The sequence below is a fragment of the Stenotrophomonas nitritireducens genome, assembly GCF_001700965.1.
Taxonomy (GTDB): domain Bacteria; phylum Pseudomonadota; class Gammaproteobacteria; order Xanthomonadales; family Xanthomonadaceae; genus Stenotrophomonas; species Stenotrophomonas nitritireducens_A.
Window position 1 is genome coordinate 3599850 of record NZ_CP016756.1, and the last position, 25868, is coordinate 3625717.

Consider the following 25868-nt stretch of genomic DNA (forward strand, 5'->3'; position numbering starts at 1 on the left):
ATATCCGGAAGAAAAGGACGAGTTGGCCTGACGGGCCGGTTGGCGCCGTGGGCGGAAGAAGGAAACGCAGGTATCGAAGGCGGCGGGCGCTGAAGGCGCGGACCAGCCCGATGCGGCTCAGGCAGCGCAGCGATGCGGTGGGGCGTGGCCGGGGTTGAGCAACAGACAGGGCGCCAGCGGATAACGCTGGGCGCGCTCGACCGCGTGCTGCAGCAGCGTATCGCTGGCGGCGGTCATGAAGACGTGCTGGGAGGTGAGCGGGGCAAGCTGGACCGGTGCAGAGAGCACGGGAGCGGGGCGTTGCCGGTTGGGACGTGAGGTTTCGCTGCCGGCTTCGCTGATTGCCGCCATCTGCAACGGCGGCTGCGGGTGGCCCGGTTCAGGCGAGGCCTGCACCTGATCGTGGGACACGATCGCCAACGGCATTGCAGCCATCGCCTTGGCCTGCAACGCGACCGCGCAGACCAGCAGCAGGCCGAACAACAGCGGCAGCCAATGCAGCCGTTGCCGCAAGGCGGCGACAGTCAGCGGTACAGACTTGGCGGGCGAGGTGGGCATGCGGAGGCGGTACGGACCGTTGGGGTCGGGGAATCGCGACAGATGCGCATCTTATTGAGAATTGTTTGCGTTTGCAATACCGGGAGTCAAGGGTCAGTGCCCCTTTTCATGGGTACAGCGGGACAGTTGAACGGATGCCCGAGAGGCGCGCCGTGGCCTGTGAGGGGCTGTTTTATCGAGCGGCGGGGAAGGAGCTTCCCCGCCGTTTTTTCCGTGGAGCTGGCCGCTCAGTCGCGGTCGTCGCGCGACCAGATACCGCCGTGTTCGCGCTTGACCGGGAACTTGGGTACCGCCGTGTAGGCCGGGGCGCACAGGGCGCGGCCGTCGCGGACATCGAAACGGGCACCGTGCAGGATGCACTCGATGCTGCCTTCGGCCGCGTCGAGCTCACCGGAGGACAGTTCGAACTCCTCGTGCGTGCACTGGTCTTCCAGCGCGTACAGCTCGCCGTCCAGGTTGAACACGACGATGGGGGCACCGGTCACTTCATCGAAGCCGGTCTTCATTTCGCCCGGCAACAGTTCTTCGCTGGCACAGATGAAGGTCCAGGTCTCGCTCATGCGATGGCCCCAAGCGGCTTTTCAAGGATTTCGAACTGCAGGTCGTCGCGCTTGGGGATGCCAAAGCGCTCGTCCCCGTACGGGAACGGCTTCTTGATGCCGGTGCGCACATAGCCACGGCGTTCGTAGAAGGCGATGAGTTCATCGCGGCAGTCGATCACCGTCATCTGCATGGTCGGCAGCTGCCATTGCTCGGCGGCGTGCTGTTCGGCGCGCTGCATCAACTGTTTGCCGATGCCGCCGCCCTGGGCGTTGGGGCTGACCGAGAACATGCCGAAATAGCCGTGGCCGTTTTCGTCGGCAACATGGCAGCAGGCCTGCAACAGGCCATCCTGCTCGGCGAGCAGGATCACGCTGCGCGGGCGGTCGAGATCGCCCTGGATACCGGCGGCGTCGATACGCTGGCCGTCGAGGATGTCGGCTTCGGTGGTCCAGCCCACGCGCGAGGCGTCGCCGCGGTAGGCGGAGGTGACCAGTTCGATCAGGGCCGGGATATCGGCGGCGGTGGCGTTGCGGAAAGTCAGCTCGTTCATGGGCTGCATTCTAGCGCTGGCGCGCCATGCAGGGTCGATGAGAAGTGTCTGGGGAGGGGCCTTAGCTCCCTCCCTTTCGCGTAGTGAAGGGGAGGGCTGGGGAGGGGTTGAGCTTTGCGCTGTTGGATTTTCAGCTTCGCGGCTTACGCCGCTCCCACAAGCGGAATGGAGGGGGCTAGATCTTCGCAGGCTGATGCAGCCGTGGCCTGGCGTCTGTAGGGCCGAGCCATGCTCGGCTGAGGCTCTACCGGTGAAGCCCTGCCGAGCATGGCTCGGCACTACGCTCCCTCCCTTTGCCGCAGGCAAGGGGAGGGTTGGGGAGGGGTTGAGCTTTGCGCTGTTGGATTTTCAGCTTCGCGGCTTACGCCGCTCCCACAACTGCAGCGTGGCTATCAGCCCAGCAACGTGCGCACTTTCTTCAACGCGGCCATGAAGGACTCGATTTCTTCATGCGTGTTGTAGAACGCCAGTGAAGCGCGGCAGGTGGCGGCGACGCCGTAGTACTGCAGCAGCGGGTGCGCGCAGTGTTGGCCCGAACGTACGGCCACGCCCTGCAGGTCGAGCAGGGTGGCCAAGTCGTGGGCATGTGCGCCTTCGATCTGGAACGACACCACCGCCGCCTTGTGCGGGGCCGTGCCGAAGATGCGCACGCCTTCGGCACGCTGCAGCTCTTCGGTGAAGTGGGCCAGCAGCTCCTGCTCGCGCGCCTCGATATGCTCGCGGCCGAGTTCTTCCACATAATCCACGGCCACGCCCAGGCCGATGAAACCGGCGATGTTCGGGGTGCCGGCTTCAAATTTGTGCGGGGCATCGTTGAACACGGTGCCGTCGAAGCTGACTTCCTTGATCATCTCGCCACCGCCAAGGAAGGGCGGCATGTCCTGCAGATGCTCGCGACGTGCCCACAGCGCGCCTGTGCCGGTGGGGCCGCACATCTTGTGGCCGGTCACCGCATAGAAGTCGCAGCCGATGGCGGCGACGTCGATGAGCAGGTGCGGCGCCGCCTGCGAGCCGTCGATCACGGTGATGATGCCGCGCTTGCGCGCTTCGCGGCAGATATCGCGGACCGGGTTGATGGTGCCCAGCACGTTGGAGACATGGGTGAGCGCGAGCAGCTTCACGTCCGGCGTCATCGCTGCATGCAGCGCGTCCAGATCAAGGCTGCCGTCCGGGCTGATCTCGGCCACGCGGATGGTCGCGCCGGTGCGCTGGGCGACCAGCTGCCACGGCACGATGTTGGCATGGTGCTCCATGCGCGAAACCAGGATCACGTCGCCGGCCTTCAGTCGCGGCAAGGCCCACGAATAGGCCACCAGGTTGATGGCGAAGGTGGTGCCGCTGCACAGCACCAGCTCATCGGCGCGCACGTTGAGGAAGCGCGCCAGCTTGTTGCGCGCGCCCTCGTAGGCTTCGGTGGCTTCGGTGCCGAGCGCATGCACGGCGCGGCTGACATTGGCGTTGTAGCGGCGATAGAACTCGTCCACCGCGCCGATCACCGACAGCGGCTTCTGCGCGGTGTTGGCATTGTCGAAATACACCAGCGGCTTGCCATTCACTTCACGCATCAGCAGCGGGAAATCGGCGCGCACGCGCTCCCAGTCGGGGGCGCTGGTCGGGTGCTGGATCGGACGCGGGGAACTCAGGTTCATGCCATGCCTGCCTGTTGCAGTGCCAGGTCCAGATGACGGGCCAGCTTTTCGGTGAGAACGCCTTCCACGGCGGCCAGCGGCTCGTGGCAGAAGGCGGCGCTGAGCATGGCGCGGGCCTGTTCGGCCGGCACGCCACGCGAGCGCAGGTAGAACAGCGCATTGGCATCGAGCTGGCCAACAGTGGCGCCGTGCGCCGCCTTGACCTCGTCGGCATCGATCACCAGCGTTGGCTGGGTATCGATCTCTGCGTCGGCTGACAACAGCAGGTTCTTGTTGGACAGGTTGGCATCGGTGCCATCAGCGCCTTCGCGGATGCCGATGCCGCCATGGAACACCACGCGGCTGCGGTTGGCGGCCACGCCACGCCAGACCAGTTCGGCGCTGGTGTCCTTGGCGATGTGCTCGATGCCCAGGCGGGTATCGATATGGCGGCGGCCGGTACCCAGCAGCACGCCATTGGCGGTGAGCTTGGCGTTGTCGCCTTCCAGACGCACGTTGAGCTCGTGACGGCTCAGCGCAGCGCCCAGTTCCAGATCGATGCGACGGTACTGCGCATCGCGGGCCAGCACCGCATCGGTGCGCAGCAGCGAGGTGGCACGCGCGCTGTCGGCCTGTACACGTGCATGCGACAGCACCGCGTCCTGGGCGATGTGGACATGCGCCAGGGTGTTGTCCAGATGCGCGCTGTCGCCGGCCTGCAGGTGATGCTCGACCAGGCCAAGCACGGCGCCACGGCGCAGTTCGATCAGGTGGCGGTGATGCCAGGCGTGGTCGCTGCTGTCTGCCGCGCTGACGAATACCAGATGCAGCGGCGTTTCGCTGACGATGCCTTCGGCAACCTGCACCAGCACGCCTTCATCGGCAAGTGCGGCGTTGAGCTGGGCGAACACTTCTTCGGCGCGCTCGAAGCGACGGCCGAGGAAGCGCAATGCCTCCGGCTCGTCTTTCTGCACCGCAGAAAGGGTACGCACCTGCACACCCACGTCCAAGGCCGACAGATCGCTCAAGTCGGCGCTGTGACGACCATTGACGAACACCAGACGCGGCGACGGAATGTCGGCCAGCAGTGCGGCATCGATGTCGGGTGCCTGCAGCGGCGCGGCAGTAAACGAGCGGCGTTCGAGCTGGCGCAGCGAGGTGTACTTCCAGGCCTCGTTGCGGGCGGCGGGCAGGCCGGTCTTGAGCGCAGCTTCAAGCAGCTCGGCGCGCTCCTTGCTGCCGCAGAAGGTGCCGGCCAGCGAATCTAGCAGGGCAGTCATTACTTGGCCGCCTCGCGGACCACGCGGTCCTTCAGGAAGTCATACCCGTGCGCTTCCAGCTCCAGCGCCAGTTCCGGACCACCGGTCTTGACGATGCGGCCGTCGGCCAGCACATGCACCACGTCCGGCTTGATGTAATCGAGCAGACGCTGGTAATGGGTGATGACCAGGAACGAACGTTCCGGGGAACGCAGGGCATTGACGCCATCGGCCACGCTCTTGAGCGCATCGATATCCAGGCCGGAGTCGGTTTCGTCCAGGATCGCCAGCTTCGGCTCGAGCACGGCCAGCTGGAAGATCTCGTTGCGCTTCTTCTCGCCACCGGAGAAGCCTTCGTTGACGCCACGGTGCAGCAGCTCGTCCTTCAGGTGCAGCACGGCCAGCTTCTGCCGGACCAGCTTGAGGAACTGCATCGAATCCAGTTCTTCCTCGCCGCGCGCCTTGCGCTGCGCATTGAGCGCGGCACGCAGGAAGTAGGTGTTGTTGACGCCGGGGATTTCCACCGGGTACTGGAAAGCGAGGAACAGGCCGGCGGCGGCGCGCGCTTCCGGTTCCAGCTCCAGCAGATCGTTGTCTTCAAACAGCACGGTGCCGGCGGTCACGTCATAGCCGTCGCGGCCGGACAACACATTGCCCAGGGTGGACTTGCCGGCGCCGTTCGGGCCCATGAGGGCGTGCACTTCGCCCGGTTTCACGTCCAGCGACAGGCCCTTGAGGATTTCCTTGTCGCCGATGCTTGCGTGGAGGTTTTCGATCTTCAGCATGAGGGTGCGTTCTTCAATATGTAGGGTGCGGGGCGATCAGAGCTCGCCTTCGGCGCGATCGAGGAAGGTGGCGCGCAGCCACTGGGTGCGCTGCCGGGTCAATGCGGCCTTGTTGCTGGAATACAGCATCGGATACATCGAGCCGTACAGGACGCGCGGGTTCTCGTCCTTGCCCACCGGGTAGCGTGCTTCGATGTCGGCATCGCGCAGCGGGATCCACAGGCGCTGGGCAGCGCGCAGTTTTTCAATGGCGACCGGCTGGCCCTGCAGTTTCTGCATCACCTGCCGGTACACAGCGTTGAGCTCGGCATCGGCGGCGGTGGCGTCGGCCGCCGCGCACGTGTTGATGTCCAGCTGGGTACGGGCGTCATCGCAGGCCTTGCCCGTGGACGCAGCGGAGGCGGCGAACGGCAGCAGTGCCAGCAGGAGCAGCGGCAGGCGGCTCATCCGACCGATCCTTCCAGCGACACTTCCAGCAGCTTTTTGGCTTCCACCGCGAACTCCATCGGCAGTTCCTTGAACACCTGCTTGCAGAAGCCATCGACGATCATCGACACCGCGTTTTCCTGGTCGATGCCGCGCGCGCGGCAATAGAACAGCTGGTCGTCGGAGATCTTGGAGGTGGTGGCCTCGTGTTCGACAGTGGCGCTGGGGTTCTTCACCTCGATATAGGGGAAGGTGTGGGCGCCGCACTTCTTGCCGATCAGCAACGAGTCGCACTGGGTGTAGTTGCGTGCGCCTTCGGCGCCACGGTCCATGCGGACCAGGCCGCGATAGGTGTTCTGGCCGTGGCCGGCGCTGATGCCCTTGGAGATGATCTTGCTCTTGGTGCGCTTGCCGACATGGATCATCTTGGTGCCGGTATCGGCCTGCTGGCGGTGATGGGTGAGCGCCACCGAGTGGAATTCACCCACCGAGTCGTCGCCCAGCAGCACGCAGGAAGGGTACTTCCAGGTGATGGCCGAGCCGGTTTCCACCTGGGTCCAGGTCACCTTGGAGCGCGCGCCACGGCATTCGGCACGCTTGGTGACGAAGTTGTAGATGCCGCCGACGCCGTTCTCGTCGCCCGGGTACCAGTTCTGCACGGTCGAATACTTGATCTCGGCATCTTCCAGCGCCACCAGCTCGACCACGGCGGCGTGCAGCTGGTTCTCATCGCGCATGGGCGCGGTGCAGCCTTCCAGGTAGGAGACGTAGGCCTTGTCCTCGCAGATGATCAAGGTGCGCTCGAACTGCCCGGTGTTGCTGGCGTTGATGCGGAAATAGGTGCTCAGCTCCATCGGGCTGCGCACGCCGGCCGGCACGAATACGAAGCTGCCGTCGGAGAACACCGCCGAATTGAGCGCGGCGAAATAGTTGTCGCCCACCGGCACCACCGAGCCCAGGTACTTGCGTACCAGCTCCGGGTATTCGCGGATGGCTTCGGAGATGGAGCAGAAGATCACGCCCTTGTCGGCCAGTTCCTTGCGGAAGGTGGTGCCAACCGAAACCGAGTCGAACACCGCATCCACGGCGACGCCGGCCAGCTTGGCGCGTTCGTGCAATGGAACGCCGAGCTTTTCGTAGGTGTCCAGCAGTTCCTTGGGCACTTCGTCCAGCGACTGGTACTTCGGGCCCTTCGGCGCGGAGAAATAGCTCAAGGCCTGCAGGTCGATCGGGCCGATCTGCAGCTTGGCCCAGTCCGGCTGGCGCATGGTCAGGAAGTGGCGGTAGGCGTCCAGCCGCCATTGCGTCATCCACTCGGGCTCTTCCTTCTTGGCCGAAAGCGCGCGGATGACATCTTCATCCAGGCCGGGCGGGAAGGATTCGGATTCGATCAGGGTGACGAAGCCGGCATCGTATTTGCGACCCAGCTGTTCGTGGATTTCACGGTTCGGGCTGTCGGTGGTGCCGACGTTTTCGAGGATCTCGGTGGCCATCAGGGCTGCCTACGGTTGTTCAGGAGACGACGTCGGCGCTGATGCGGCGACGGTCGGCAAGCGGTAAGGGGTGCAGCATCTGCGCGAGGGTGACGCCGCGCAGGGCATCGGAAACCACGTCATTGATAAGCCGCCAGTTGGAGCGCACGCCGCACTGCCCGGCAAGGCCGCACTGGCTTTGCTCCTGGCTGCATTCGGTGATGGCCAGCGGGCCTTCCATCGCCTCCAGGATCTCGATCAGGGTGATCTCGGAGGCGGGACGGGTGAGCCGGTAGCCGCCATGGACACCGCGCAGGCCTTCGACCAGACCGGCCTGGGCCAGCGGCTTGAGCAGCTTGCTGACGGTGGGGGGCTCCAATCCGGCCGCTTCAGCCAGATCGGTCGCGCTCAGCACTTCGGCTGGCCGTGCGGCAAGCACGGTCAGGACGACGGTGGCGTAATCGGTAAGCTTGGTGACGCGGAGCATCGCGGTAAGGACTTCGTCAATGTGGACCAAAATTGTACGCTTTCTGGCGAGCGGGTCCAAGTTCCAGTGTTCAGGTGGCAGAAGGGGCGGAGCAGAAGCCGCTGTTTCCTCTCCCCTCGCGGGAGAGGATGCCGAAGGCAGGAGAGGGGGCGGCGTAGCCGCTTGCCATTTCATCAAGGTGAAGAAGCGGGAGAGCAAACGCATCCCCTCTCCCCAGCCCTCTCCCGCAAGGGGAGAGGGGGCCAAAAGCGGTATTGCGTGAATCTGATGCCTTCCTTTCCTTCGCGGAGAGATTGCCGAAGGCAAGAAAAGGAGCGGCGCAGCCGCTTGCAGTTTCCTCTCCCCTTGCGGGAGAGGATGCCGGAGGCAGGAGAGGGGAGCGGCGCAGCCGTGTGCTCTTTCCTCTCCCCTTGCGGGAGAGGATGCCGAAGGCAGGAGAGGGGAGCGGCGCAGCCGCTTGCTGTTTCCTCAGGGTAGAAGAGATAGGGAGCAAACGCGTCCCCTCTCCCCAGCCCTCTTCCGCAAGGGGAGAGGGTGTCAGAGCCCACATTCCTTGCCGCGGTGCCCCGTCTTCCCTGCATTGATTGCCGCACTCCCCTTGGGTTGTGCTGCCTGATGGGTGAGAATCACCGCCTCACTCAAGTCCCGGCCATGTACATGCCCAAGAAGATCCAGGCGCGCAAATCCTCCATCCACGGCAACGGCGTCTTCGCTGTGGCGGATATCAAGAAGGGCGAGCGCGTCATTGAATACAAGGGCAAGCGCCGTACCCATGCCGAAGTGGATGCGGACGACGCGGGCGATGTGGAAACCGGCCACACCTTCCTGTTCACCTTGAACGACGACTACGTCATCGACGCCAATTACAAGGGCAACGACGCACGCTGGATCAACCACAGCTGCGATCCGAACTGCGAAGCGATGATCGAAGAAGCCGAAGGCGACGACCGTACCGCCGACAAGGTTTTCATCGAAGCCATCCGCGAGATCAAGCCGGGCGAAGAGTTGACCTACAACTACGGCATCACCCTGGCCGAGCGTCACACCCCGCGCCTGAAGAAGATCTGGGAATGCCGCTGCGGTTCGCCCAAGTGCACCGGCACCATGCTGCAGCCCAAGCGCTGAGTCCTCGGCGGCACGGCCTGGTTTTGTTGTAGGAGCGGCGTAAGCCGCGAAGCTACTGCCAGCTCAGATGCTGCCAATAAGCGAGGAAGTGGTTCTGTTGAGGGAAGGGCCGGCTTTGAAGTTGATACACCTTCAGCTTCGCGGCTTACGCCGCTCCCACAAGTAGATCAAAATGAAAGAGGCCGCGATCGCGGCCTCTTTCCGTTCCAGCAGCAAGGCCGCTCAGTTCCCCAGCAAACCCTGCGGCACGAAGCTGCCCAGGTTCTGGTTGAAGTCCACCGCGATACGGCCGTTCTGGATGCCGACCGATTTCACCTGCAGCACCCCCATCACCTTGGCGATGGCCGGATCGATCTTGTAGATCGGCTCGCGGCGGGCATAGTCGGCCAGCCAGCTGTTGAGCAGACTGCGGGTACTGGAATCCAGTTCACCGCCGCCCGCCGTGCTGGGGCGGAAGCCATCCACCGTGGGCTGGTCCAGATGGAAGCCCTGGGTCTGTGCGTCGTAGCGCAGACCGCTGCTGATCTGCACATCACCCACCGGCATCGACGAGCCGCCGGCAGCCATTGCCAGGTTGAAGCCAAGGTCCAGGCGACTGCCTTGCGGCAGGGTCAGGCGCGGCTGGCTGACCGTCAGTGCCAGCAGCCCGCCCAGCGCCTTCTGCGTGCGCGGGAAGCTGCCATCCAGGTATTGCTGCACATCGGCGGCACCGACGGTCAATTGCTTGCCGTTGATCTGCGGGGCGGCGTGGGCGCTGCCAGCGAGCGCGATCAGGGCGATGCTGGGGAGGAGCAGGGAACGCAGGTTCATCGGGCGCACTCGGTAGTTGCAGCAGGGTGGAATAGGAAGATAACCGCATCGGGTGAACGGCCAATTAGCGCGCTCAGTTCAATTCCGGTTGCAGCGAGGCCGAGGTTATTTCCCAGCCATCGCCGTCAATGCGTGGCCGTACCCGGTACCAGCCCCCGACAAGGGACAGCGCGCATTGGGCGGCTCCTGGACGTTGGCGCCAGTCTACGTGGCCAGCCTTCAGCGCTGCCAGCGGCTTACTCGGCCGGGGTCTGCAGCTGTTGCAGCTTGTGCAGCAACTGGTCCAGTTCCGGCTGCAGTACGCTCAACAGGTTGCCGGGCTTTGCCGCCGATTCGGCCAGTGTCTCCAGCAGGCCGGTGACGACCACGACGCCTGCATCCTCGTTGCACGAGAGCCTGCGTTGGCCTTGCGCCGATTCCAGCTGGTGCATCCAGTTGTACTGGCTGCGCTGTTCGAACTCGATCGAGCAACGGCCGCTGCACTGCTGGCCGTCGGTCTCGATCGGAGTGACGGAGATGCGGTAGCGATGCTTGCTGATGGACATGGTGGACAATGAAGGGAAGCGGGGGAGTGGCCACCATAGGCCGCTGCTGACGCAGGTACGAGGGTTTGGACCATGACGCTGTGTTCCAGCGTTTTTCCCATGCCACCGGCGGAACGCTGCGGACCATGGGAACGGTTTCCGCGTTGCGACGAGCCAAAAAAAACGGGACGGCTGAGCCGTCCCGTTTCTTCGCCAAGGGGCGCGCTGATTACAGCGCAGCGTCCTTGAGCTTCTTGAGCGGACGCACCTTGAGCTTGGTGGTGGCCGGCTTGGCGGCGAACCACTGCTCTTCCTTGGTGAACGGGTTGATGCCCTTGCGCTTCGGCTTGGCCGCAACGCTCACGGTGGAGATCTTCAGCAGGCCCGGCAGGGTGAAGGAGCCAGCGCCCTTCTTGTTGACCGAGGCAGCGACGGCGCCTTCCAGGGCGGCGAACACAGCGCGCACGTCCTTGGCAGCAACCGAGGTGGCTTCAGCGATGTGGGCAACCAGACCGGACTTGGTCAGTGCTTCCTTGATCGGCTTCGGTGCGGCCGGCTTGGCGGCAGTCTTGGTTGCAGCCTTCGTTGCTACTTTCTTCACTGCCTTCTTCGGGGCAGCCTTTTTAGCGGTCTTTGCCATGATTTCCTGTTCCGTGAACGGTTGGTTGTTGGTCGTGCCGACCCCGTCGGCAAGCGAAATGTAGGGCATGAATTGCGTGACGCCAATAGGTAATCGAAGAAAAAGCCCATAAAAATTGCTTCCGGGCGTATTTGGACAACAAATCGGTGCCGGAAGTGCTGCAAAAGCCGGCCTGCGCAGCAAGCGCCGGCGCTGTCGCCCCGCGACGACGGGCACGCTCCACGCGTGGCCGGCGGTGCCGCACAAGGCGCTAACGCGCTGTGGTTTAGGCTGCCGGTGTCATCCACCAACAGGAGTTCGACCATGGGTATTTCGCGTCACGCCACCGCACATTGGGAAGGCGATCTGAAGACCGGCCAGGGCCGTTTGAGCACCCCGCAGAGCGGTTTGATGGAGAACACCCGCTACGCCTTCAACAGCCGCTTCGGCGATGAGAAGGGCACCAACCCCGAAGAACTCATCGCCGCCGCACATGCTGGCTGCTTCACCATGGCGCTGTCGGCCAAGCTGAGTGAAGCGGGGTTCCCGCCGACCACGTTGGACACGCGTGCCGATGTGGATCTGTCGATGGAAGGCGGCCCGCAGCTGTCGCAGATCCGGCTCAAGGTAAAGGCAGTGGTGCCAGGCCTGGATGAGACGCGGTTCCGCGCAATCGCCGATGACGCCAAGCAGAACTGCCCGGTGTCCAAGGCCCTGAGCGCGGTGCCGATCAGCCTGGATACCGAGTTTTCCGCCTGATTGGATGTCGGCCCGGCCGGCGCACAACGCTGGCCGGGCCGATTCAGGGTTGTTTCACCCGGCGCAGCTGAGCATCTGTCATCCCAATCCGGTGGTTACTGCCATGTGTCGATCCCTAGCTGTTGCCGCTGTCCTGCTTGCCGGTGGCCTGGGTGCATTCAATGCATCCGCGCAGCGCTATGACGATGGCCAGTACCGTCCCGACGCCTCTTACGATGATGGCCAGTACCGCAGCGAACGCTATGACGACGGTCAATACCGCCCGGGCCAGGCCAATGGCGGTAGCCCGGTCTATGACTATGCGCGGGTGGTGCGGGTGGATCCGGTGATCGTCGGTGGCGGCCAAGGCAGCAACCAGCGCTGCTACGAGCGCAACGATGGCGGTTATATCAACGGAAACAATGGCTATCAGGCCGGTGGCTATGGCAACAACGGCTACCGTAATGATGGCTACGACGACCGTGGCCAGGACAACGGCCAGTACCGGCAGGGCAATGAGACCGGCCGCCAGCTGGCAACAGTGATAGGCGGACTGGCCGGCGCGGTACTGGGCAGTCGCATCGGCGGTGGCGATGGCCGCTACCTGGGCACGGCGGTTGGCACCATTGCCGGCGGCGCTGCCGGCCGCGCCATCTACGAGGCCAGCAACCGGCCCACTTACCAGCGCGGCGACGTGCGCGTCTGCGAACCGACCGGGTATGGCAGCGAAAGCGAGCGTGTCGATGGCTACGATGTCACCTATGAGTACGCTGGCCGCCAGTACCACACCCACCGCGACTATCACCCTGGCGAGCAGATCCGGGTACGGGTCGACGTAAGCGCCGACTGAGTGCAGCGGGCGATTCTGCCGGCATGAGGTGCAGCGCACGGTTTGTCAGGCTCCGCTGTTGACGGCATAGTCCACGCATTCCTTCTGGAGGGTGCGTGATGCGTCGTATCGCCTGTGTAGCCCTGTTGCTCCCCTGTCTGCATGCGCTCCCGGCCCAGGCCGAGGTCAAGGTGCTGGTAGCCGATACCATCCGCACCGGCGATGCCGCCCAGCCGGTGGCCGGCGCAATGGCCTGGGACAGCGACACTGGCCGCGTGTTGCAGGTGGGTAGCGCCGAGGCGCTGCGCAAGGCCTATCCGAAGGCGGCAGCGCTGGAACTGGGTGATGCCACCGTGGTGCCGGGCCTGATCGATGCGCATGCGCACATCATGGGCCTGGGGAATACCTTGATGCAGGCCGACCTGAGCGGCGCACGTAACCGCGGCGAGGTAGTGGAGCGCCTAAAGGCGTTCGAGAAGACGCTCGCGCCCGGTGAGTGGTTGCTGGGCCGTGGCTGGGACCAGAACCGCTGGGACAACACCGATTTCCCGACCGCCGCCGATCTGGATGCGGCCTTCCCGCAGCGGCCGCTGTATCTGGAACGTATCGACGGCCATGCCGGCTGGGTCAACACGGCGGCCATCCGCGTTGCCGAAAAGGCTGGCAAATCCCTGTCCGGTGACTGGCAGCCGGAAGGCGGGCGCATCCTGCGCAACGCCGATGGCAGCCCCAGCGGCGTGCTGGTCGATGGCGCGGCGGCGCTGGTCTATGGCCAGATCCCGGCGCTGGATGATGCCTCTCGCGAAAAGCGCCTGCAGGCGGCACTGCAGGCAGCGGTCAGCAATGGCCTGACCGGCGTGCACGACATGGGCGTATCGCGCGAAGACCTGGCGTTGATGAAGCGGCTGGCCGACCAGGGCAAGCTGCCGCTGCGCATCGATGCCTATGCCGACGGCAACCACGCCGCACTGGAAGATCTGTGCAAGAGCGGCCTGTACGCCCATCCGGGTGGTCGGCTGCAGATGCGCGGGGTCAAACTGTACATGGACGGCGCCCTGGGCAGCCGCGGTGCGGCCCTGCTCACCGCCTACAGCGATGACCCGCACAACCATGGCCTGCTGATGACCTCGCCGGAAGAGTTCGAGACGGCGGTGCGCAAGGCGGACGGCTGCAAGGTGCAGGTCGCCACCCACGCCATCGGCGATCGCGGCAACCGGATCGTGCTGGATACCTACGAGAAAGTCCTGGGCGCACACAAGGGGGATGACCATCGCTGGCGCGTGGAGCATTCACAGGTGGTAGCGCTGGACGACATCCCGCGCTTCGCCAAGCTGGGTGTGATCGCCTCGATGCAGCCTACCCATGCAACTTCGGACATGGGCTGGGCCGAACAGCGGGTGGGGCCGGAACGCATTCTGGGCGCCTATGCCTGGCAGCGCTTCCTGCACAGCGGCGCGCGGCTCGCACTGGGTTCGGATTTCCCGGTGGAGCAGGTTGACCCTCGCCTGGGGCTGTATGCGGCGGTGACCCGCCAGGACCGTGATGGCAAGCCGCCGGGCGGTTGGCAGCCGGATCAGCGTCTGAGTGCCGCCGAAGCCCTGCGCGGCTTCACCAGTGACGCGGCCTGGGCGGGCCATGACGAAGCGCAGGTCGGCAAATTGCAGCGCGGCCTGCGTGCCGACTTCGTGGTGTTGGATCGAGATCCGCTGAAGGTCGCCGCCGACCAGCTCGATGACCTGAAGGTGCTGTCGACCTGGGTGGACGGTGAGCCGGTTTACAAGGCCGACGAAACATCGGGTAGCTGAGCCTGTTACCGCCATGGGTCCTGTGCCCATGGCGATGTAACCCATTTGCCATCTTGGCTGTTGATCATCTGCGCGCTTCCTTAATGCGTCATCGGCGCTGTCTGGCCGAACGGATTCACCACCTGCCAATGAAGGGCATCTCCATGCAGTTTCACCCCGCCGCATCCGCTTTCCTTCGTACTGCCCGTCGTTCCCCGCGCCGCTCGCTGTTGGCCCAGGCTTGCGCATTGCTGGTCCTGCCGTTGGCTGCGCAGTCGGCGCTGGCTCAGGATGCTGCGCCTGCCACTACGCGCCCCAGTGCAACCGCGCTGGATGCGGTAACAGTCACCGCCGAGCGCCGCGAGCAGAACCTGCAGGATGTGCCGGTCTCGGTAGGTGTGGTGCAGGGTGAAGCCTTGCGGGCCTATACCGAAGGCGCGGATGACACCTTGCTGTCACTGTCCGGCCGTGTCCCCAGCTTCTACGCCGAGACCACCACCGGGCGCATCTTCCCGCGCTTCTATATCCGCGGCCTGGGCAATATCGACTTCTACCTGGGTGCCTCGCAGCCGGTGTCCATCATCCAGGACGACGTGGTACTGGAGCATGTGGTGCTCAAGTCCAACCCGGTCTATGACGTGGACCAGGTGGAAGTACTGCGCGGCCCGCAGGGCTCGCTGTTCGGACGCAACACCACCGCCGGCATCGTCAAGTTCGATACCGCCAAGCCCAGCCAGGACCCGAGTGGCCGGGTCAACGTGAGCTACGGCAGCTACAACACCGTGTCCATCGATGGCGGCATGGGCGGGGCGATCAATGACGTGCTGTCCTACCGTGTCTCCACGCTGTACCAGCACCGCGACGACTGGGTGGACAACACCTACCGTGGCCCGAGTGCCGACGGCACGGTCTCGCCGAAGAACGACACGATGGGCGGTTACAACGACCGCAACCTGCGCTTGCAACTGCTGTACAAGCCCAACGAACAGTTCTCGTTGCTGGCCTCGGCGCATACCCGCGACTACGAGGGTACCTCCACTCTGTTCCTGCGCAATGCGCTGGTGAAGGGCAGCAACCGCGTCGATGTGGCGCGCGACAAGGTGGCGTTCGACGAAGCCGACAATAATCCGCAGGCCTACAAGACCCACGGCGGCTCGCTGAAGGCGACCTATGATTTCGGCAATACCACGCTGACCTCGATCAGCGCCTACGAGACTACCTCCGGCTACAGCCGTGGTGATACCGACGGTGGCGCGGCGGCGGATTACCCGGTCAACGGTCTGCCCAACGGCTACGGTCAGTCGATGGGCCAGGTACAGGACCTGGACCAGTTCACCCAGGAGTTGCGGTTGGCCTCCAACGCCACCGATCCGTGGTCGTGGCAGATGGGTGCGTTCTACTTTGACGGCCGCGATACCACCGATTTCTACCAGCGCGCCTGGTTTCTGGATACCGCCGCGCACAATCCCAACAACTGGGTGCGCCTGCGCAACATCAATACGTCCTGGGCGGGCTTTGGCCAGGTGAGCTGGAAGGCCACCGATGCGTTGACCCTGACCGCGGGCGTGCGCGCCACCAAGGACGAGAAGCACACGCGCCTGTTGAAGACCGCCGACACCGCCGCTGGCGTAGTGACCTACAAGGGCCGCCATGATGTGCAGATGTCCGATACCCAGCCCAGCTGGGACCTGAGCGCGATGTATGAAATCAGCCCGGAGCTGAGCCTGTATGCGCGTGTGGCGCGTGGCTTCCGTGGCCCCACCATCCAGGGCCGCTCGGCGGTGTTCAATGCCGATTTCACCACCGCCGATTCGGAGACCATCCTGTCGTGGGAAGCCGGCATCAAGAGCAGCCTGCTGGACAACCGCCTGCGCCTGAACGTCAGCGGCTTCACCTATACCGTCAATGACATCCAGCTCAACGGCAACGATTCCAACGGCAATGGTGTGCTGTTCAATGCCGACAAGGCGCGTGCCTACGGCCTGGAAGCAGACCTGGATTGGCGGCCGATTCCCAACCTGTCGTTGACGGCCGGCCTGAGCCTGCTGCACAGCGAAATCCAGGACAAGCGCGTCTATGCGCAGGTCTGTGCGCTCAATGGCGTGGTGGTGTGCACGGTCAACGACCCGACCATCAAGATCGGCAGCAATGTCTACGCTCAGATCGACGGCAACCCGTTGCCGAACGCGCCCAAGTACAACCTCAATCTCGCCGCACGCTACGACATCCCGGTGGGCGATGACGGCGCGGTGTTCTTCGCCACCGATTGGAACAAGCAGGGCGAGACCCAGTTCGTGCTGTATGACAGCAAGGAGTTCTATTCCAAGGGCAACTTCGAAGGTGGCCTGCGCGTGGGTTACAGCGGTGGCTACGGCGCCTGGGAAGTGGCGGCATTCGCCCGCAACATCACCAACGAGAAGAACCTCAAGGGCGTGATCGAGAACTACATGGCTGCCGTCTACAACGACCCGCGCATCATCGGCGTGTCGTTCAATTACAACTGGCGCTGAGCCCGCGTTTGTAGTGCCGAGCCATGCTCGGCAGGGGCTTTACAGCAAAATCCAAAGCTCCCCTCATCCCCCCCTCCGGGGCACCTTCTCCCGCAAGCGGGAGAAGGGACGAAGCCAGGCATTGCTTTTGTAGTGCCGAGCCATGCTCGGCAGGAGCTTTACCGCAAAGTCCAAAGCTTCCCCTCATCCGCCCCTTCGGGGCACCTTCTCCCGTGAACGGGAGAAGGGAAAAAAGCCAAAGCCAAAGCCAAAGCCAAAGCCAAAGCCAAAGCCAAAGCCAAAGCCAAAGCCAAAGCCAAAGCCAAAGCCAAAGCCAAAGCCAAAGCCAAAGCCAAAGCCAAAGCCAAAGCCAAAGCCAAAGCCAAAGCCAAAGCCAAAGCCAAAGCCAAAGCCAAAGCCAAAGCCAAAGCCAAAGCCAGGATCATTCTGCTTGCTGGTCTGCCCGCTACAAGAAAGCCAAGTCGTGTGGGAGCGGCGTAAGCCGCGAAGCTGGCGAATCCAACCGTTATCGAGGTCGCGGGTGAACTGGAACCGCCGCGAGCGTCGCAACTCACGCCGCTTCCGCAGCCCCCGTAGGTTGCGACAATACCTGCCCGAAGCACAGCAGATTGCCGGAAGCGTCAATCAGCTGAAATCTCGCATGCCATTGGGTAACTCATGTGGGAGCGGCGTAAGCCGCGAAGCTGGCGAATCCAACCGTTATCGAGGTCGCGGGTGAACTTGAACCGCCGCGAGCGTCGCAGTTCACGCCGCTTACGCAGCACCCTTAGGCTGGGGCAATGGCTGCCCGAAGCACAGCACGTTGCCGGACGGATCAGTCACGCTGAAATCGCGCATACCATAGGGCCGGTCAGCAATGGCAACGGTGATGGCTACGCCCGCTGACTGCAGCTGGGCGTGGTAGCTGTCGATGCCATCGATGTGCAGGTATAACCGGCTGATGCCGCCGGGCTTGGCATCGGCGCGGCTGGCGAGCGTCAGCTCCACGGTGTCGCGGCAAACCGCAGCCAACTCCGTGGGTTCACCCCACTCCCATGCCAGCGCAAAGTCGAGCTTGTCGAGATAGAACGCCAGGGTGGCCGGCAGGTCTTCTGCAGCCAGGAAGGGGGAAACCGAGTGAAACTGAACGTGCGCCATGACGTTGCTCCCAAGGCGAGGCTTAAGCGATAGTCGCATGCGCGGCAGTGGGAAGGGGCCCAGCGCCGGCTCGGCGATACGGAAGTACAACGACCAAGGAGATGCGTCGATGTCTTTTCCTGTGATTCTTGCAAGAGCCTGCCTGCTGCTGTACCTGGTCCTGCTCTGCGCCTGCGCTTCGATCCCGCTGTCCACCGCATTGCGGCTTTCTTCATTGGATGAGCGTGCGCTGGTGCAACTGGAACCAGCAGCTATCCGGATCAAGGTGGCGCTTCCTCGCGGAAACACGCTGAATCCGGAGGAAACCCGGCTGGTATTGCGGCTGCAGCCCGATGGCGAGGCTGCGCAGGTTGCAACGATGCCGCTGAGATTGGTGGGCTCCAGCCAAGGTGAACGCAGCTCCGGATTTTTCAGCCCGGCCGTTGCCGTTACAACCAACGATCTGGCGCTGAGCACGGAAGGTGCCGCTCAATTGCGCGAGCTGCAGCGTGAAGTGATGCGCTTGCGCAGCGAGTCGGGAAAAGTGGAAATCAGCGTGAACACGTCGTTCTCAAAAATAGCCGAAGGGACGAAGGAGATGCGTTTTTGGGTGGACATCAAGCTTCGCTCGAATGACGCCTACATGACCTTGTTTGATGGTGCCGAAATTAAATTCAAAATGGCCGAGGGCTGAGCCGGGCTCTATCGCGTCGGTCGCTGCTTTACAGGGTGGAGTGCCGTCCTTGGGATTACTCGCGTTCGCTCAGCTCTTGGGCGGAATCAGGGTCTTGGCGTAGCTGTCGCGGTCGATATCCACAATCTGCACGCTGATCTGCAGCTCCAGTTCGTCGGCAACGATGACAGCTTCAAGTGCGGCCAGGAGTTTGTTGGCAATATCGCGCTTGGTATCTGCATCGCGGCCACTGAGTAGTTCCAATCGCGCAGCCACAAAGCCGCGCGGACTTCCATTGATTCCGACCGCAAAGCAGTCAAATGCGATGGCCCGCGACTTGATGTCGATTTCCTGGAGTTGTCCGGTGCCGAGCAGCGCCTGATTGGCTGTTCGCAACAATGCCGGGGTAATGGCGGTGCCGAGATTGCTGCTGTATTCAATGGTCAGGTGCGGCATGGGGAGCTCGTTGTCAGGGCGGCGTGGTTCGCAGTATCGCGTTGATGCGTTGGACCATCCCATCCGGGTAGTTGATATGGGTGGGTGTATCGGCGAGCGGTGCGGGGGCGTTGGCATCGCGCAAGCCCGCATCGAGCCCACTTTTAGGTAGATAGATCGGTGCCGTCACTGAGAAACCGTGCTCGGGCAGCCGGCCGTGGACGGCGCGATAAAGCAGGATGGCGTCAAGCAGGGTGAGCGCCGGGCCAGGATGCATGCCGTCCGCGTCGTACCAGGGTAAGTCGGACGCAGCGGCCGAGGCGGTACGCAGGGCTTCGGAGATTGCCACATAGGGAATGCCGGCCTGTTCGGCAGCAGCGGCTTCCTTGGCAATCAGACGGGCCGATGCCGCCGCTTGTGACTGGTAGCTGCCGAGCAGCAGTACGCGGGCACCGGCATCGCTGCCTGTCTTCGCCAACGCCGTTATCGCCACCTGCGATTTTGTACAGGCCGATGCGTCCGGCCAGCACAGCAGCGTGCCGCCTTGTTCCTGCAGGATCAGCAGCTCGGGCGGATGTTCGCGCAGTGCGCGTCGTACCGATCCATCGGCAACCCGTTGGTGGAGGAGGGTGCCGCCTTTGACGATCATCTGGCTGTGCAGCGGGTGGCCGTTGGCCGTGCTCAGTGCTGCGTACGTGGCTGGCAGATTGCCCACGTAGATCAAGCTGTTGCCGACGAACAACGCCCTTGCCGGTTGACGCGAGGGGTCACCGGCGCAGGCGTTGCATGTGAACAACAGCGCGAAAAGAAAGATCCATCTACGCATTTCCAGCTCCGTGGTTCGCCGCGCTATTGGTCAGCGTCTGACCCGCTTACCAATCAATGGTTCCGCGGATCACGGTCTGCACCTGCCCGCCCGACCAGACATCGCCGCGCGCGTCGATGCGCAGCTCCAGTAGCGCGTCATGGCCGACTTCGCGGCCCTGGCTGGCGGTATAGCGCTTGTTGCTGCCGGGCAGGGCATCGCGCTCGTCCAGCCATGCGGCCAGCACTGCATTGGCGGCACCGGAGGCGGCATCTTCAAAGCGGCGGCCATTGCCGACGAAAGCTCGCACTACCAATTGGTAGCCGTCGCCTGCGGCGCTTGCGTAGGCGAATACGCCCATCGCGCCTGTGGACTCGGCCAGGGTGGCGATGGCGTCCCAGTCGGGGCTGAGCGCGCGCAGTGCGGCTTCGTCCGCGACTTCGACCACCCACCAGCGGCGGCCACCATCCATCAGTGCGGGTGGCAGGTTGCCCAGCGGCCAGCCGACGATGGCTGGCTGCAGGCGCGGATCGCTGGCGGTGACGATCTCGGCCACCGACGCGCGAGGCGTACGGATGGCGATGGTGCGGATGCCGTCGTGCTCGCTGATCTGCAGCGGCAGCTGGCCGGCAATGCCGTCCTGAACCAGTTGGCCATCGATGGCTGCGGCCACGCCGCTTTCAAGCACGGCATGCGCGCTGCCAACGCTGGGGTGGCCGGCAAATGGCACCTCTTTCTGCGGGGCAAACATGCGGATGCCGTAGCTGCTGCCGGGCGTGGTCGGGGCAAAGATGAAGGTGGTCTCCGGCAGACGGGTCCAGCGGGCGATGGCCTGCATGGCGGCATCATCCAGGCCATCTGCGTCGAGCACCACGGCCAGCGGATTGCCGGTGCCGGGGCGGGGGGCGAAGACATCGAGTTGCAGGAAGCGGCGGGTGGTCATGGTGGGGTCCGAATTCGATTGCTGTTGTTGTCGTTGCCGTTGCTGTTGCCGTTGTCGTTGCTGTTGCTTCGGCTGTTGCTGTTGCTGTTGCTGTTGCTTTGGCTTTGGCTTTGGCTTTGGCTGCGGCTTTGGCTTTGGCTTTGGCTTTGGCTCCGGCTCTGGCTCTGGCTTTGGCTCTGGCTTAAGCCCCTCTCCCGCCTGCGGGAGAGGGGTTGGGGTGAGGGGAGGCGGACGAAGTCCGCTTGCTCTGTTTTTCTGACGGAAGGCCCAAGGCCAAAGCAGACGTGCTTTGCACGTCCCCCTCTCCCGCCCCTTCGGGGCACCCTCTCCCGCGAGGGGAGAGGGAGGTGGGTTGCTGCGATCTGTGGCTTCTTGCTCTCACCACTCAATCTGCCCAGAAATAACCTGCTGCACTTCGCCGCCAATCCAGATGTTGGACTCCGCATCCACTTCCACCCGCACCTCGCCGTTGCGGCCGAGCTCACGGCCCTGGCTGGCAAGGTATTGCTGGAATGGCTTGATCCGGCCCTGTTGCAGCAGCTGCGCGGCTACCAGCGCATTGGCGCTGCCGGTGACCGGGTCTTCGTTGATGCCAACGCCCGGGGCGAAGGCGCGCACGGCGTATTGGTAACCGACGTCCGGGCGATCAGCGGCGGCATAGACCGCCAGTTTGCCGCGGCCGGGCAGGGCAGCGATGGCGGCGAGCTCGGGCTTGTAGCGGCGCAGGGCGGCTTCGCTGCCGGCTTCCAGCAGCCACCAGTCCGGGCCGTTGTTCCATAGTTCCGGGCGGTGGCCGGGCTTGGCCAGGGCCGCCAGGCCGTCGGGCAGCTTGTCGATGACGGTATCGCGACGTTCGGCCTGCGGGCTGCGCACATGGATCTGGCGGAACCAGCGGCCGCCCTGTACCCGTACCGGCAGCAGTCCGGCCGCGCATTGCTGGATCAGCTGGCCGTTGTCATCGGGCGTGGCCAGGCCCAGCTCCACTGCGGCCCAGGCGGCGCCCACGCTCGGGTGGCCGGCGAAGGGCAGCTCACCCTTGGGCGTGAAAATGCGGATGTGGTAACTGGCGCCCTCTTCCGGCGGCAGGAAGAAAATGGTCTCGGACAGGTTCAGCCAGGCGGCAATGGCCTGCAGGGCCATATCGTCCAGGCCTTCGCTATCGACGATGACACCCAGCGGGTTGCCGGTGCCCGGGCGGGCGGCGAACACATCCAACTGCAGATAGCGGCGAGCGGACATTGCGAACAGGTTCCAGACGGCGGCCCGGCAGCTTACCAGTGCACCTGTGCATCGATAACCGGTTGTACCTGGCCGCCAATCCAGACAGCGCCGTGTGCATCGATTGCCACCTGCACGCGGCCATCGCGTCCGACCTCGCGGCCTTGGCTGGCGACATAGCTGCCATCACTGCCCGGCAATTGCCCGCGTTGCTGCAACCACGCCGCGATCAGCGCATTGGCACTGCCGGTGACCGGATCCTCGGGCACGCTCGCCGAGTCGGCCGGGCAGAAGACGCGCACCACCAGGGCGTGATCTGTGCCGGCTTCGGGTGCGAACACAGCCACGCCGGTGGCCTCCGTGGCGTTGCTCCAGTCGCGAATGGCGGGCATGTCCGGAACCAGGTTGCGCACGCTGGTTGCATCGCGCGCCGGCAACAACCACCAGCGTGGACCGTTGTCCCAGAGTTCGGGCACATGGCCGGGCGCGATCGAGGCCAGCAACTGTTCCGGTACAGCGCCCGGCGCCGTCCGCTGCTGCCGGGCAACAGGGCTGGCCAACAGTATGGTGAGGTCATCGGCAGGTCCGGCCAGCTGTACCGGCAGCAGGCCCGCTGCGCACTGCTGTATCAGCCTGCCGTCATCTGCCTGTGCCAGCCCGCAGGTGACGGCCGCCCACGCCGCGCCGACGCTGGGGTGGCCGGCGAACGGCAGCTCGCTGCTGGGGGTGAAAATGCGGATGCGATAGCTGGCGCCGTCCTCCGGTGGCAGGAAGAAAATGGTCTCGGACAGGTTCAGCCAGGCGGCGAGGGCCTGCATGGCGTTGCTGTCCAGGCCGTCGCTGTCGAGGATGACGCCCAGCGGATTGCCGCTGCCGGCGCGGGCAGCGAAGACGTCCAGTTGCAGATAGCGGCGTAGGTGCATGGGTGTCGGTGTGGAGCGGAGGCCGTGGCAGCTTAGGCGGGTTGCCGAAAAGTGCCAGGGGTGGGATGCCGTTCGGGAAGCATTGCGGCAGAAAACGCAGCGGCATGGTCGCGCAGACACGCTTCACTCGGTGAAGGGTGCCTGCGTTCAGGCCAGGGTCCAAGGGCAGGCCGGGCTTGGCCAGGATCGGCTGGAAATTGCGCCTGTACATGAATTCCCGCCTTGAAAACGGCTAGCAGAGGCTGGCCTTCAGCGGCTCCGCACCGGCCCCATTCACTCAAAGATGACCCGGATCGTTGCAAGTGCTACTTTCTTGGCCCCGGGAGGGGAGGCCGGGCGGCGATGGTATCGCTGGTAACTCAGCCGTCCTGCCTCAACGGCCTTGGCATAGAATCGGGAGTTCCGCCCGCGTTGCCGGGTCTTTCTCCCACCTGTGAACCCTCAAAGCCAATGTCTGCTTCCCCAATTGCTGATCGCTGGATCGTCCTCAAGTTCGGTGGCACCTCGGTGTCGCGTCGTCATCGCTGGAACACGATCGGTCAGTTGGCGAAAAAACGGGCAGACGAGACCGGCGGCAGGGTGCTGGTGGTGGTGTCGGCCTTGTCCGGCGTCACCAATGAGCTGACCGCCATTGCCGATGGCGCCGCCGACAGCCGTGCCCGTGTGGAGGCGCTGGTGGCCCGCCACAACGACTTCCTGGCCGAACTGGAACTGGGCACCGAGGTGCTGGCCGACCGTCTGGCCGCCCTTCAGGCGCTGCTGGATGACCCGCGTGCGGCCAGCCGTCCGCTGGACTGGCAGGCTGAAGTGCTGGGCCAGGGCGAACTGCTGTCCTCCAGCGTCGGTGCCGCCTATCTGCGCAGCACCGGCCTGGATTTCGGCTGGATGGACGCGCGCGAATGGCTCAATGCACTGCAGCCGGCGCCCAACCAGACTGAATGGTCGCAGCGCCTGTCGGTGAACTGCCAGTGGCAGGGCGGCGGCGACTTCAAACAACGTTTTTCGGCCCAGCCGACGCGCATGCTGATCACCCAGGGCTTCATCGCCCGCCACGGTGACGGCGGTACCGCCATCCTCGGCCGCGGCGGTTCGGATACCTCGGCTGCGTACTTCGGTGCACTGCTCGGCGCCAGCCGCGTCGAGATCTGGACCGACGTGCCGGGCATGTTCAGTGCCAACCCCAAGGACGTACCGGACGCGCGACTGCTGACCCGCCTGGATTATTACGAAGCACAGGAAATCGCCACCACCGGCGCCAAGGTGCTGCACCCGCGCTCGATCAAGCCCTGCCGCGATGCCGGCGTACCGATGGCCATCCTCGATACCGAGCGCCCGCACATGCCGGGCACCAGCATCGATGGCGCGGCCGAGCCGGTGCCGGGGGTGAAGGCGATCAGCCGCCGCAACGGCATCGTGCTGATCTCGATGGAAGGCATCGGCATGTGGCAGCAGGTCGGCTTCCTGTCCGACGTATTCAACCTGTTCAAGAAGCACGGCTTGTCGGTGGACCTGATCGGTTCGGCCGAGACCAACGTCACCGTGTCGCTGGACCCGTCTGAAAACCTGGTCAACACCGATGTGCTGGCCGCGTTGTCGGCCGACCTGTCGCAGATCTGCAAGGTCAAGGTGATCGTGCCGTGCGCGGCCATCACCCTGGTTGGCCGCGGCATGCGCTCGCTGCTGTACAAGCTCTCGGACGTTTGGGCCACGTTCGGCAAGGAGCGCGTGCACATGATTTCGCAGTCCTCCAACGACTTGAACCTGACCTTCGTCATCGACGAAGCCGACGCCGACGGCCTGTTGCCGATCCTGCACGCCGAGCTGATCGACAGCGGCGCCATGCCGGTGTACGAAGAACAGGTGTTCGGCCCGCGCTGGCGCGAGATCATCGGCAGCATCCGCCCGCGGCAGACGTCGTGGTGGCAGGCACCGGCACGGCAGCAGCAGCTGCTGGAACTGGCCGCGCAGGGCACGCCGGCCTACGTCTACGACCTTGAAAAGGTGCGCGAACGCGCCCGCCAGTTGAAGGCGATCAGCGCCATCGATCGACGCTTCTACGCGATCAAGGCCAACTCGCATCCGCAGATCCTGCGCACGCTGGCTGCCGAAGGTTTCGGCTTGGAATGCGTTTCGCAGGGCGAGGTGGAGCTGGTGTTCGCCTCGGTGCCGGATATCAGCCCCGAGCGCGTGCTGTTCACCCCGAGCTTTGCCCCGATCACCGAATACCAGGCGGTGCTGGCGCGTGGCGTCAACGTCACCGTCGACAATGTCGAGCTGCTGCAGAACTGGCCGGAAGTCTTCCGTGGCCGCAAGCTGTGGCTGCGTATCGATCTGGGCCACGGCGACGGCCACCACAAGAAGGTCAACACCGGCGGCAAAGATGCCAAGTTCGGCCTGTCCGCGCTGCGTGTGGATGAGTTCATCGCCGCTGCACGCGCGCTGGATATCCGCATCACCGGTGTGCATGCACACCTGGGCAGCGGCATCGAGAACAGCGGCCACTGGAAGCAGATGGTCGATGAAATGGCCGGTTTCGCTCGTCGCATCGGCAGCGTCGAGATCCTCGACATCGGCGGTGGCTTGCCGGTGCCGTACAGCGACGACGACGAGCCCTTCGATCTGGAAGCCTGGGCAGTTGGCCTGGCCGAAATCAAGGCCGTGCACCCGGCGTTCCAGCTGGCGATCGAGCCGGGCCGTTTCATGGTCGCCGAATGTGGCGTGCTGCTCACCCACGCCACGCAGGTGGTGGAGAAGGACGGCGTGCGCCGTGTTGGCCTGGATGCCGGCATGAATGCCTTGCTGCGCCCGGCGCTGTACGACGCCTGGCACGACATCGCCAACCTCAGCCGCCTGGGCGATGCCCGCGACGTTGATTTCAGCGTGGTCGGCCCGATCTGTGAGTCCAGCGACGTGTTCGCGCAGCGGGTGAAGCTGCCGGCGGCCACCGCACATGGCGATGTGATGCTGATCGCCGATGCCGGTGCCTACGGCTTCAGCATGGCCAGTACCTACAACCAGCGCGCTCTGCCGCGCGAGGACATCATCGATGCATGATGCTGTTCGTTCCCTGCACACCTCTTTGTCGTCCCGCCCCGCCACCGCGCGAAA

Annotated in this window: 26 protein-coding genes; 7 read left to right on the forward strand and 19 right to left on the reverse strand. The window is 64.3% G+C overall.

The genetic code is table 11. The features are described from left to right. Nucleotides 1-117: 117 nt before the first annotated feature. The 9 genes from BCV67_RS15395 to BCV67_RS15435 form a co-directional block, all read right to left on the reverse strand. Nucleotides 118-558: a hypothetical protein gene (locus tag BCV67_RS15395; protein ID WP_062168643.1), complete on the reverse strand. Its 441-nt coding sequence runs from the start codon at nt 556-558 to the stop codon at nt 118-120. 227 nt (nt 559-785) lie between these two features. Next, entirely contained in the window at nt 786-1118 is a 333-nt protein-coding gene (locus BCV67_RS15400; RefSeq protein WP_062168641.1) for a non-heme iron oxygenase ferredoxin subunit, read from the reverse strand. Further along, nucleotides 1115-1651, reverse strand: a complete 537-nt coding sequence (locus BCV67_RS15405) for a GNAT family N-acetyltransferase (RefSeq protein WP_062168639.1) — start codon at nt 1649-1651, stop codon at nt 1115-1117. Before BCV67_RS15405 ends, BCV67_RS15400 begins: the two co-directional genes overlap by 4 nt. A 392-nt stretch (nt 1652-2043) precedes the next feature. Next, the gene (locus BCV67_RS15410) at nt 2044-3300 is read right to left on the reverse strand and encodes a cysteine desulfurase (RefSeq protein ID WP_062168637.1); all 1257 of its coding nucleotides are present in this window, start codon (nt 3298-3300) and stop codon (nt 2044-2046) included. Next, nucleotides 3297-4559, reverse strand: a complete 1263-nt coding sequence (gene sufD / locus BCV67_RS15415) for a Fe-S cluster assembly protein SufD (protein WP_062168635.1) — start codon at nt 4557-4559, stop codon at nt 3297-3299. Before sufD ends, BCV67_RS15410 begins: the two co-directional genes overlap by 4 nt. Continuing rightward, a complete protein-coding gene (gene sufC, locus BCV67_RS15420) occupies nt 4559-5323 on the reverse strand; it encodes a Fe-S cluster assembly ATPase SufC (protein WP_062168633.1) in 765 nt (254 codons plus the stop codon). Before sufC ends, sufD begins: the two co-directional genes overlap by 1 nt. A gap of 36 nt (nt 5324-5359) precedes the next feature. Further along, on the reverse strand, nt 5360-5770 hold the full coding sequence (locus BCV67_RS15425) for a lysozyme inhibitor LprI family protein (protein WP_062168631.1): 411 nt from the start codon (nt 5768-5770) through the stop codon (nt 5360-5362). Then, nucleotides 5767-7242 carry a Fe-S cluster assembly protein SufB gene (gene sufB, locus BCV67_RS15430; RefSeq protein WP_062168629.1) on the reverse strand — a complete coding sequence of 492 codons (1476 nt, stop codon included), beginning with the start codon at nt 7240-7242 and terminating at the stop codon, nt 5767-5769. The genes BCV67_RS15425 and sufB overlap by 4 nt, the downstream gene beginning before the upstream one ends. Before the next feature lie 19 nt (nt 7243-7261). Then, nucleotides 7262-7708 (reverse strand): SUF system Fe-S cluster assembly regulator, encoded by a 447-nt coding sequence (locus BCV67_RS15435; protein ID WP_057627263.1) that lies wholly within the window; start codon nt 7706-7708, stop codon nt 7262-7264. 657 nt (nt 7709-8365) lie between these two features. Here BCV67_RS15435 and BCV67_RS15440 point away from each other — a divergent pair. Further along, a complete protein-coding gene (locus BCV67_RS15440; protein ID WP_062171673.1) occupies nt 8366-8833 on the forward strand; it encodes an SET domain-containing protein in 468 nt (155 codons plus the stop codon). Nucleotides 8834-9055: 222 nt separating this feature from the next. Here the strand turns inward: BCV67_RS15440 and BCV67_RS15445 are convergent, their stop codons facing one another. The 3 genes from BCV67_RS15445 to BCV67_RS15455 all read right to left on the reverse strand — a co-directional run bounded on the left by BCV67_RS15445 (nt 9056) and on the right by BCV67_RS15455 (nt 10807). Next, on the reverse strand, nt 9056-9643 hold the full coding sequence (locus BCV67_RS15445) for a DUF1439 domain-containing protein (protein ID WP_062168627.1): 588 nt from the start codon (nt 9641-9643) through the stop codon (nt 9056-9058). A 236-nt stretch (nt 9644-9879) separates the two neighbouring features. Then, nucleotides 9880-10188 (reverse strand): DUF3861 family protein, encoded by a 309-nt coding sequence (locus BCV67_RS15450; RefSeq protein ID WP_062168625.1) that lies wholly within the window; start codon nt 10186-10188, stop codon nt 9880-9882. Nucleotides 10189-10396: 208 nt separating this feature from the next. Further along, nucleotides 10397-10807: an HU family DNA-binding protein gene (locus tag BCV67_RS15455; protein ID WP_062171671.1), complete on the reverse strand. Its 411-nt coding sequence runs from the start codon at nt 10805-10807 to the stop codon at nt 10397-10399. A 303-nt stretch (nt 10808-11110) separates the two neighbouring features. Here BCV67_RS15455 and BCV67_RS15460 point away from each other — a divergent pair, with 303 nt between their 5' ends. The 4 genes from BCV67_RS15460 (at nt 11111) to BCV67_RS15475 (ending at nt 16647) form a co-directional block, all read left to right on the forward strand. After that, complete coding sequence (locus BCV67_RS15460; RefSeq protein WP_062168623.1) at nt 11111-11545, forward strand: OsmC family protein; 435 nt, start codon at nt 11111-11113, stop codon at nt 11543-11545. A 103-nt stretch (nt 11546-11648) separates the two neighbouring features. Continuing rightward, nucleotides 11649-12374, forward strand: a complete 726-nt coding sequence (locus BCV67_RS15465; RefSeq protein WP_062168620.1) for a glycine zipper 2TM domain-containing protein — start codon at nt 11649-11651, stop codon at nt 12372-12374. Between the two features lie 98 nt (nt 12375-12472). Further along, nucleotides 12473-14158: an amidohydrolase gene (locus BCV67_RS15470; RefSeq protein ID WP_062168618.1), complete on the forward strand. Its 1686-nt coding sequence runs from the start codon at nt 12473-12475 to the stop codon at nt 14156-14158. 143 nt (nt 14159-14301) lie between these two features. Next, complete coding sequence (locus BCV67_RS15475; RefSeq protein WP_062171669.1) at nt 14302-16647, forward strand: TonB-dependent receptor; 2346 nt, start codon at nt 14302-14304, stop codon at nt 16645-16647. 183 nt (nt 16648-16830) lie between these two features. On the opposite strand, the gene BCV67_RS20435 is transcribed toward BCV67_RS15475, so the two are convergent. Further along, the gene (locus BCV67_RS20435; protein WP_216635684.1) at nt 16831-17196 is read right to left on the reverse strand and encodes a hypothetical protein; all 366 of its coding nucleotides are present in this window, start codon (nt 17194-17196) and stop codon (nt 16831-16833) included. A 204-nt stretch (nt 17197-17400) separates the two neighbouring features. Then, a complete protein-coding gene (locus BCV67_RS15485) occupies nt 17401-17784 on the reverse strand; it encodes a bleomycin resistance protein (protein ID WP_062168617.1) in 384 nt (127 codons plus the stop codon). A gap of 109 nt (nt 17785-17893) precedes the next feature. On the opposite strand from BCV67_RS15485, the gene BCV67_RS15490 reads away from it, so the two are divergent. Beyond that, entirely contained in the window at nt 17894-18457 is a 564-nt protein-coding gene (locus tag BCV67_RS15490) for a hypothetical protein (protein ID WP_156455849.1), read from the forward strand. 69 nt (nt 18458-18526) lie between these two features. Here the strand turns inward: BCV67_RS15490 and BCV67_RS15495 are convergent, their stop codons facing one another. From BCV67_RS15495 to BCV67_RS15515, 5 genes are all read right to left on the reverse strand, one after another. Then, complete coding sequence (locus tag BCV67_RS15495) at nt 18527-18892, reverse strand: 5-carboxymethyl-2-hydroxymuconate Delta-isomerase (protein ID WP_062168615.1); 366 nt, start codon at nt 18890-18892, stop codon at nt 18527-18529. Between the two features lie 13 nt (nt 18893-18905). Continuing rightward, complete coding sequence (locus BCV67_RS15500; protein ID WP_156455848.1) at nt 18906-19697, reverse strand: hypothetical protein; 792 nt, start codon at nt 19695-19697, stop codon at nt 18906-18908. 46 nt (nt 19698-19743) lie between these two features. Next, the gene (locus tag BCV67_RS15505; RefSeq protein ID WP_062168613.1) at nt 19744-20619 is read right to left on the reverse strand and encodes a PhzF family phenazine biosynthesis protein; all 876 of its coding nucleotides are present in this window, start codon (nt 20617-20619) and stop codon (nt 19744-19746) included. 378 nt (nt 20620-20997) lie between these two features. After that, nucleotides 20998-21858, reverse strand: a complete 861-nt coding sequence (locus BCV67_RS15510) for a PhzF family phenazine biosynthesis protein (RefSeq protein ID WP_062168605.1) — start codon at nt 21856-21858, stop codon at nt 20998-21000. A 32-nt stretch (nt 21859-21890) separates the two neighbouring features. Further along, complete coding sequence (locus BCV67_RS15515; protein ID WP_062168603.1) at nt 21891-22760, reverse strand: PhzF family phenazine biosynthesis protein; 870 nt, start codon at nt 22758-22760, stop codon at nt 21891-21893. 450 nt (nt 22761-23210) lie between these two features. Between BCV67_RS15515 and BCV67_RS15520 the strand changes: the two genes are divergently transcribed. Next, nucleotides 23211-25814 (forward strand): bifunctional aspartate kinase/diaminopimelate decarboxylase, encoded by a 2604-nt coding sequence (locus BCV67_RS15520; RefSeq protein WP_062168601.1) that lies wholly within the window; start codon nt 23211-23213, stop codon nt 25812-25814. The last annotated feature ends 54 nt before the right edge of the window (nt 25815-25868 follow it).

Bases quoted from the DNA above. Each gene is read 5' to 3' on its own strand.
- BCV67_RS15425 (WP_062168631.1), bottom strand. From the start codon at position 5,770: ATGAGCCGCCTGCCGCTGCTCCTGCTGGCACTGCTGCCGTTCGCCGCC.
- BCV67_RS15475 (WP_062171669.1), top strand. From the start codon at position 14,302: ATGCAGTTTCACCCCGCCGCATCCGCTTTCCTTCGTACTGCCCGTCGT.
- BCV67_RS15435 (WP_057627263.1), bottom strand. From the start codon at position 7,708: ATGCTCCGCGTCACCAAGCTTACCGATTACGCCACCGTCGTCCTGACC.
- sufD (WP_062168635.1), bottom strand. From the start codon at position 4,559: ATGACTGCCCTGCTAGATTCGCTGGCCGGCACCTTCTGCGGCAGCAAG.
- sufC (WP_062168633.1), bottom strand. From the start codon at position 5,323: ATGCTGAAGATCGAAAACCTCCACGCAAGCATCGGCGACAAGGAAATC.
- BCV67_RS15455 (WP_062171671.1), bottom strand. From the start codon at position 10,807: ATGGCAAAGACCGCTAAAAAGGCTGCCCCGAAGAAGGCAGTGAAGAAA.
- BCV67_RS15495 (WP_062168615.1), bottom strand. From the start codon at position 18,892: ATGCCGCACCTGACCATTGAATACAGCAGCAATCTCGGCACCGCCATT.
- BCV67_RS15470 (WP_062168618.1), top strand. From the start codon at position 12,473: ATGCGTCGTATCGCCTGTGTAGCCCTGTTGCTCCCCTGTCTGCATGCG.
- BCV67_RS15490 (WP_156455849.1), top strand. From the start codon at position 17,894: ATGTCTTTTCCTGTGATTCTTGCAAGAGCCTGCCTGCTGCTGTACCTG.
- BCV67_RS15485 (WP_062168617.1), bottom strand. From the start codon at position 17,784: ATGGCGCACGTTCAGTTTCACTCGGTTTCCCCCTTCCTGGCTGCAGAA.
- BCV67_RS15440 (WP_062171673.1), top strand. From the start codon at position 8,366: ATGCCCAAGAAGATCCAGGCGCGCAAATCCTCCATCCACGGCAACGGC.
- BCV67_RS15465 (WP_062168620.1), top strand. From the start codon at position 11,649: ATGTGTCGATCCCTAGCTGTTGCCGCTGTCCTGCTTGCCGGTGGCCTG.
- BCV67_RS15405 (WP_062168639.1), bottom strand. From the start codon at position 1,651: ATGAACGAGCTGACTTTCCGCAACGCCACCGCCGCCGATATCCCGGCC.
- BCV67_RS15460 (WP_062168623.1), top strand. From the start codon at position 11,111: ATGGGTATTTCGCGTCACGCCACCGCACATTGGGAAGGCGATCTGAAG.
- BCV67_RS15445 (WP_062168627.1), bottom strand. From the start codon at position 9,643: ATGAACCTGCGTTCCCTGCTCCTCCCCAGCATCGCCCTGATCGCGCTC.
- BCV67_RS15510 (WP_062168605.1), bottom strand. From the start codon at position 21,858: ATGTCCGCTCGCCGCTATCTGCAGTTGGATGTGTTCGCCGCCCGCCCG.
- BCV67_RS15395 (WP_062168643.1), bottom strand. From the start codon at position 558: ATGCCCACCTCGCCCGCCAAGTCTGTACCGCTGACTGTCGCCGCCTTG.
- BCV67_RS15450 (WP_062168625.1), bottom strand. From the start codon at position 10,188: ATGTCCATCAGCAAGCATCGCTACCGCATCTCCGTCACTCCGATCGAG.
- BCV67_RS15400 (WP_062168641.1), bottom strand. From the start codon at position 1,118: ATGAGCGAGACCTGGACCTTCATCTGTGCCAGCGAAGAACTGTTGCCG.
- BCV67_RS15515 (WP_062168603.1), bottom strand. From the start codon at position 22,760: ATGCACCTACGCCGCTATCTGCAACTGGACGTCTTCGCTGCCCGCGCC.
- sufB (WP_062168629.1), bottom strand. From the start codon at position 7,242: ATGGCCACCGAGATCCTCGAAAACGTCGGCACCACCGACAGCCCGAAC.
- BCV67_RS15410 (WP_062168637.1), bottom strand. From the start codon at position 3,300: ATGAACCTGAGTTCCCCGCGTCCGATCCAGCACCCGACCAGCGCCCCC.
- BCV67_RS15500 (WP_156455848.1), bottom strand. From the start codon at position 19,697: ATGCGTAGATGGATCTTTCTTTTCGCGCTGTTGTTCACATGCAACGCC.
- BCV67_RS15520 (WP_062168601.1), top strand. From the start codon at position 23,211: ATGTCTGCTTCCCCAATTGCTGATCGCTGGATCGTCCTCAAGTTCGGT.
- BCV67_RS15505 (WP_062168613.1), bottom strand. From the start codon at position 20,619: ATGACCACCCGCCGCTTCCTGCAACTCGATGTCTTCGCCCCCCGCCCC.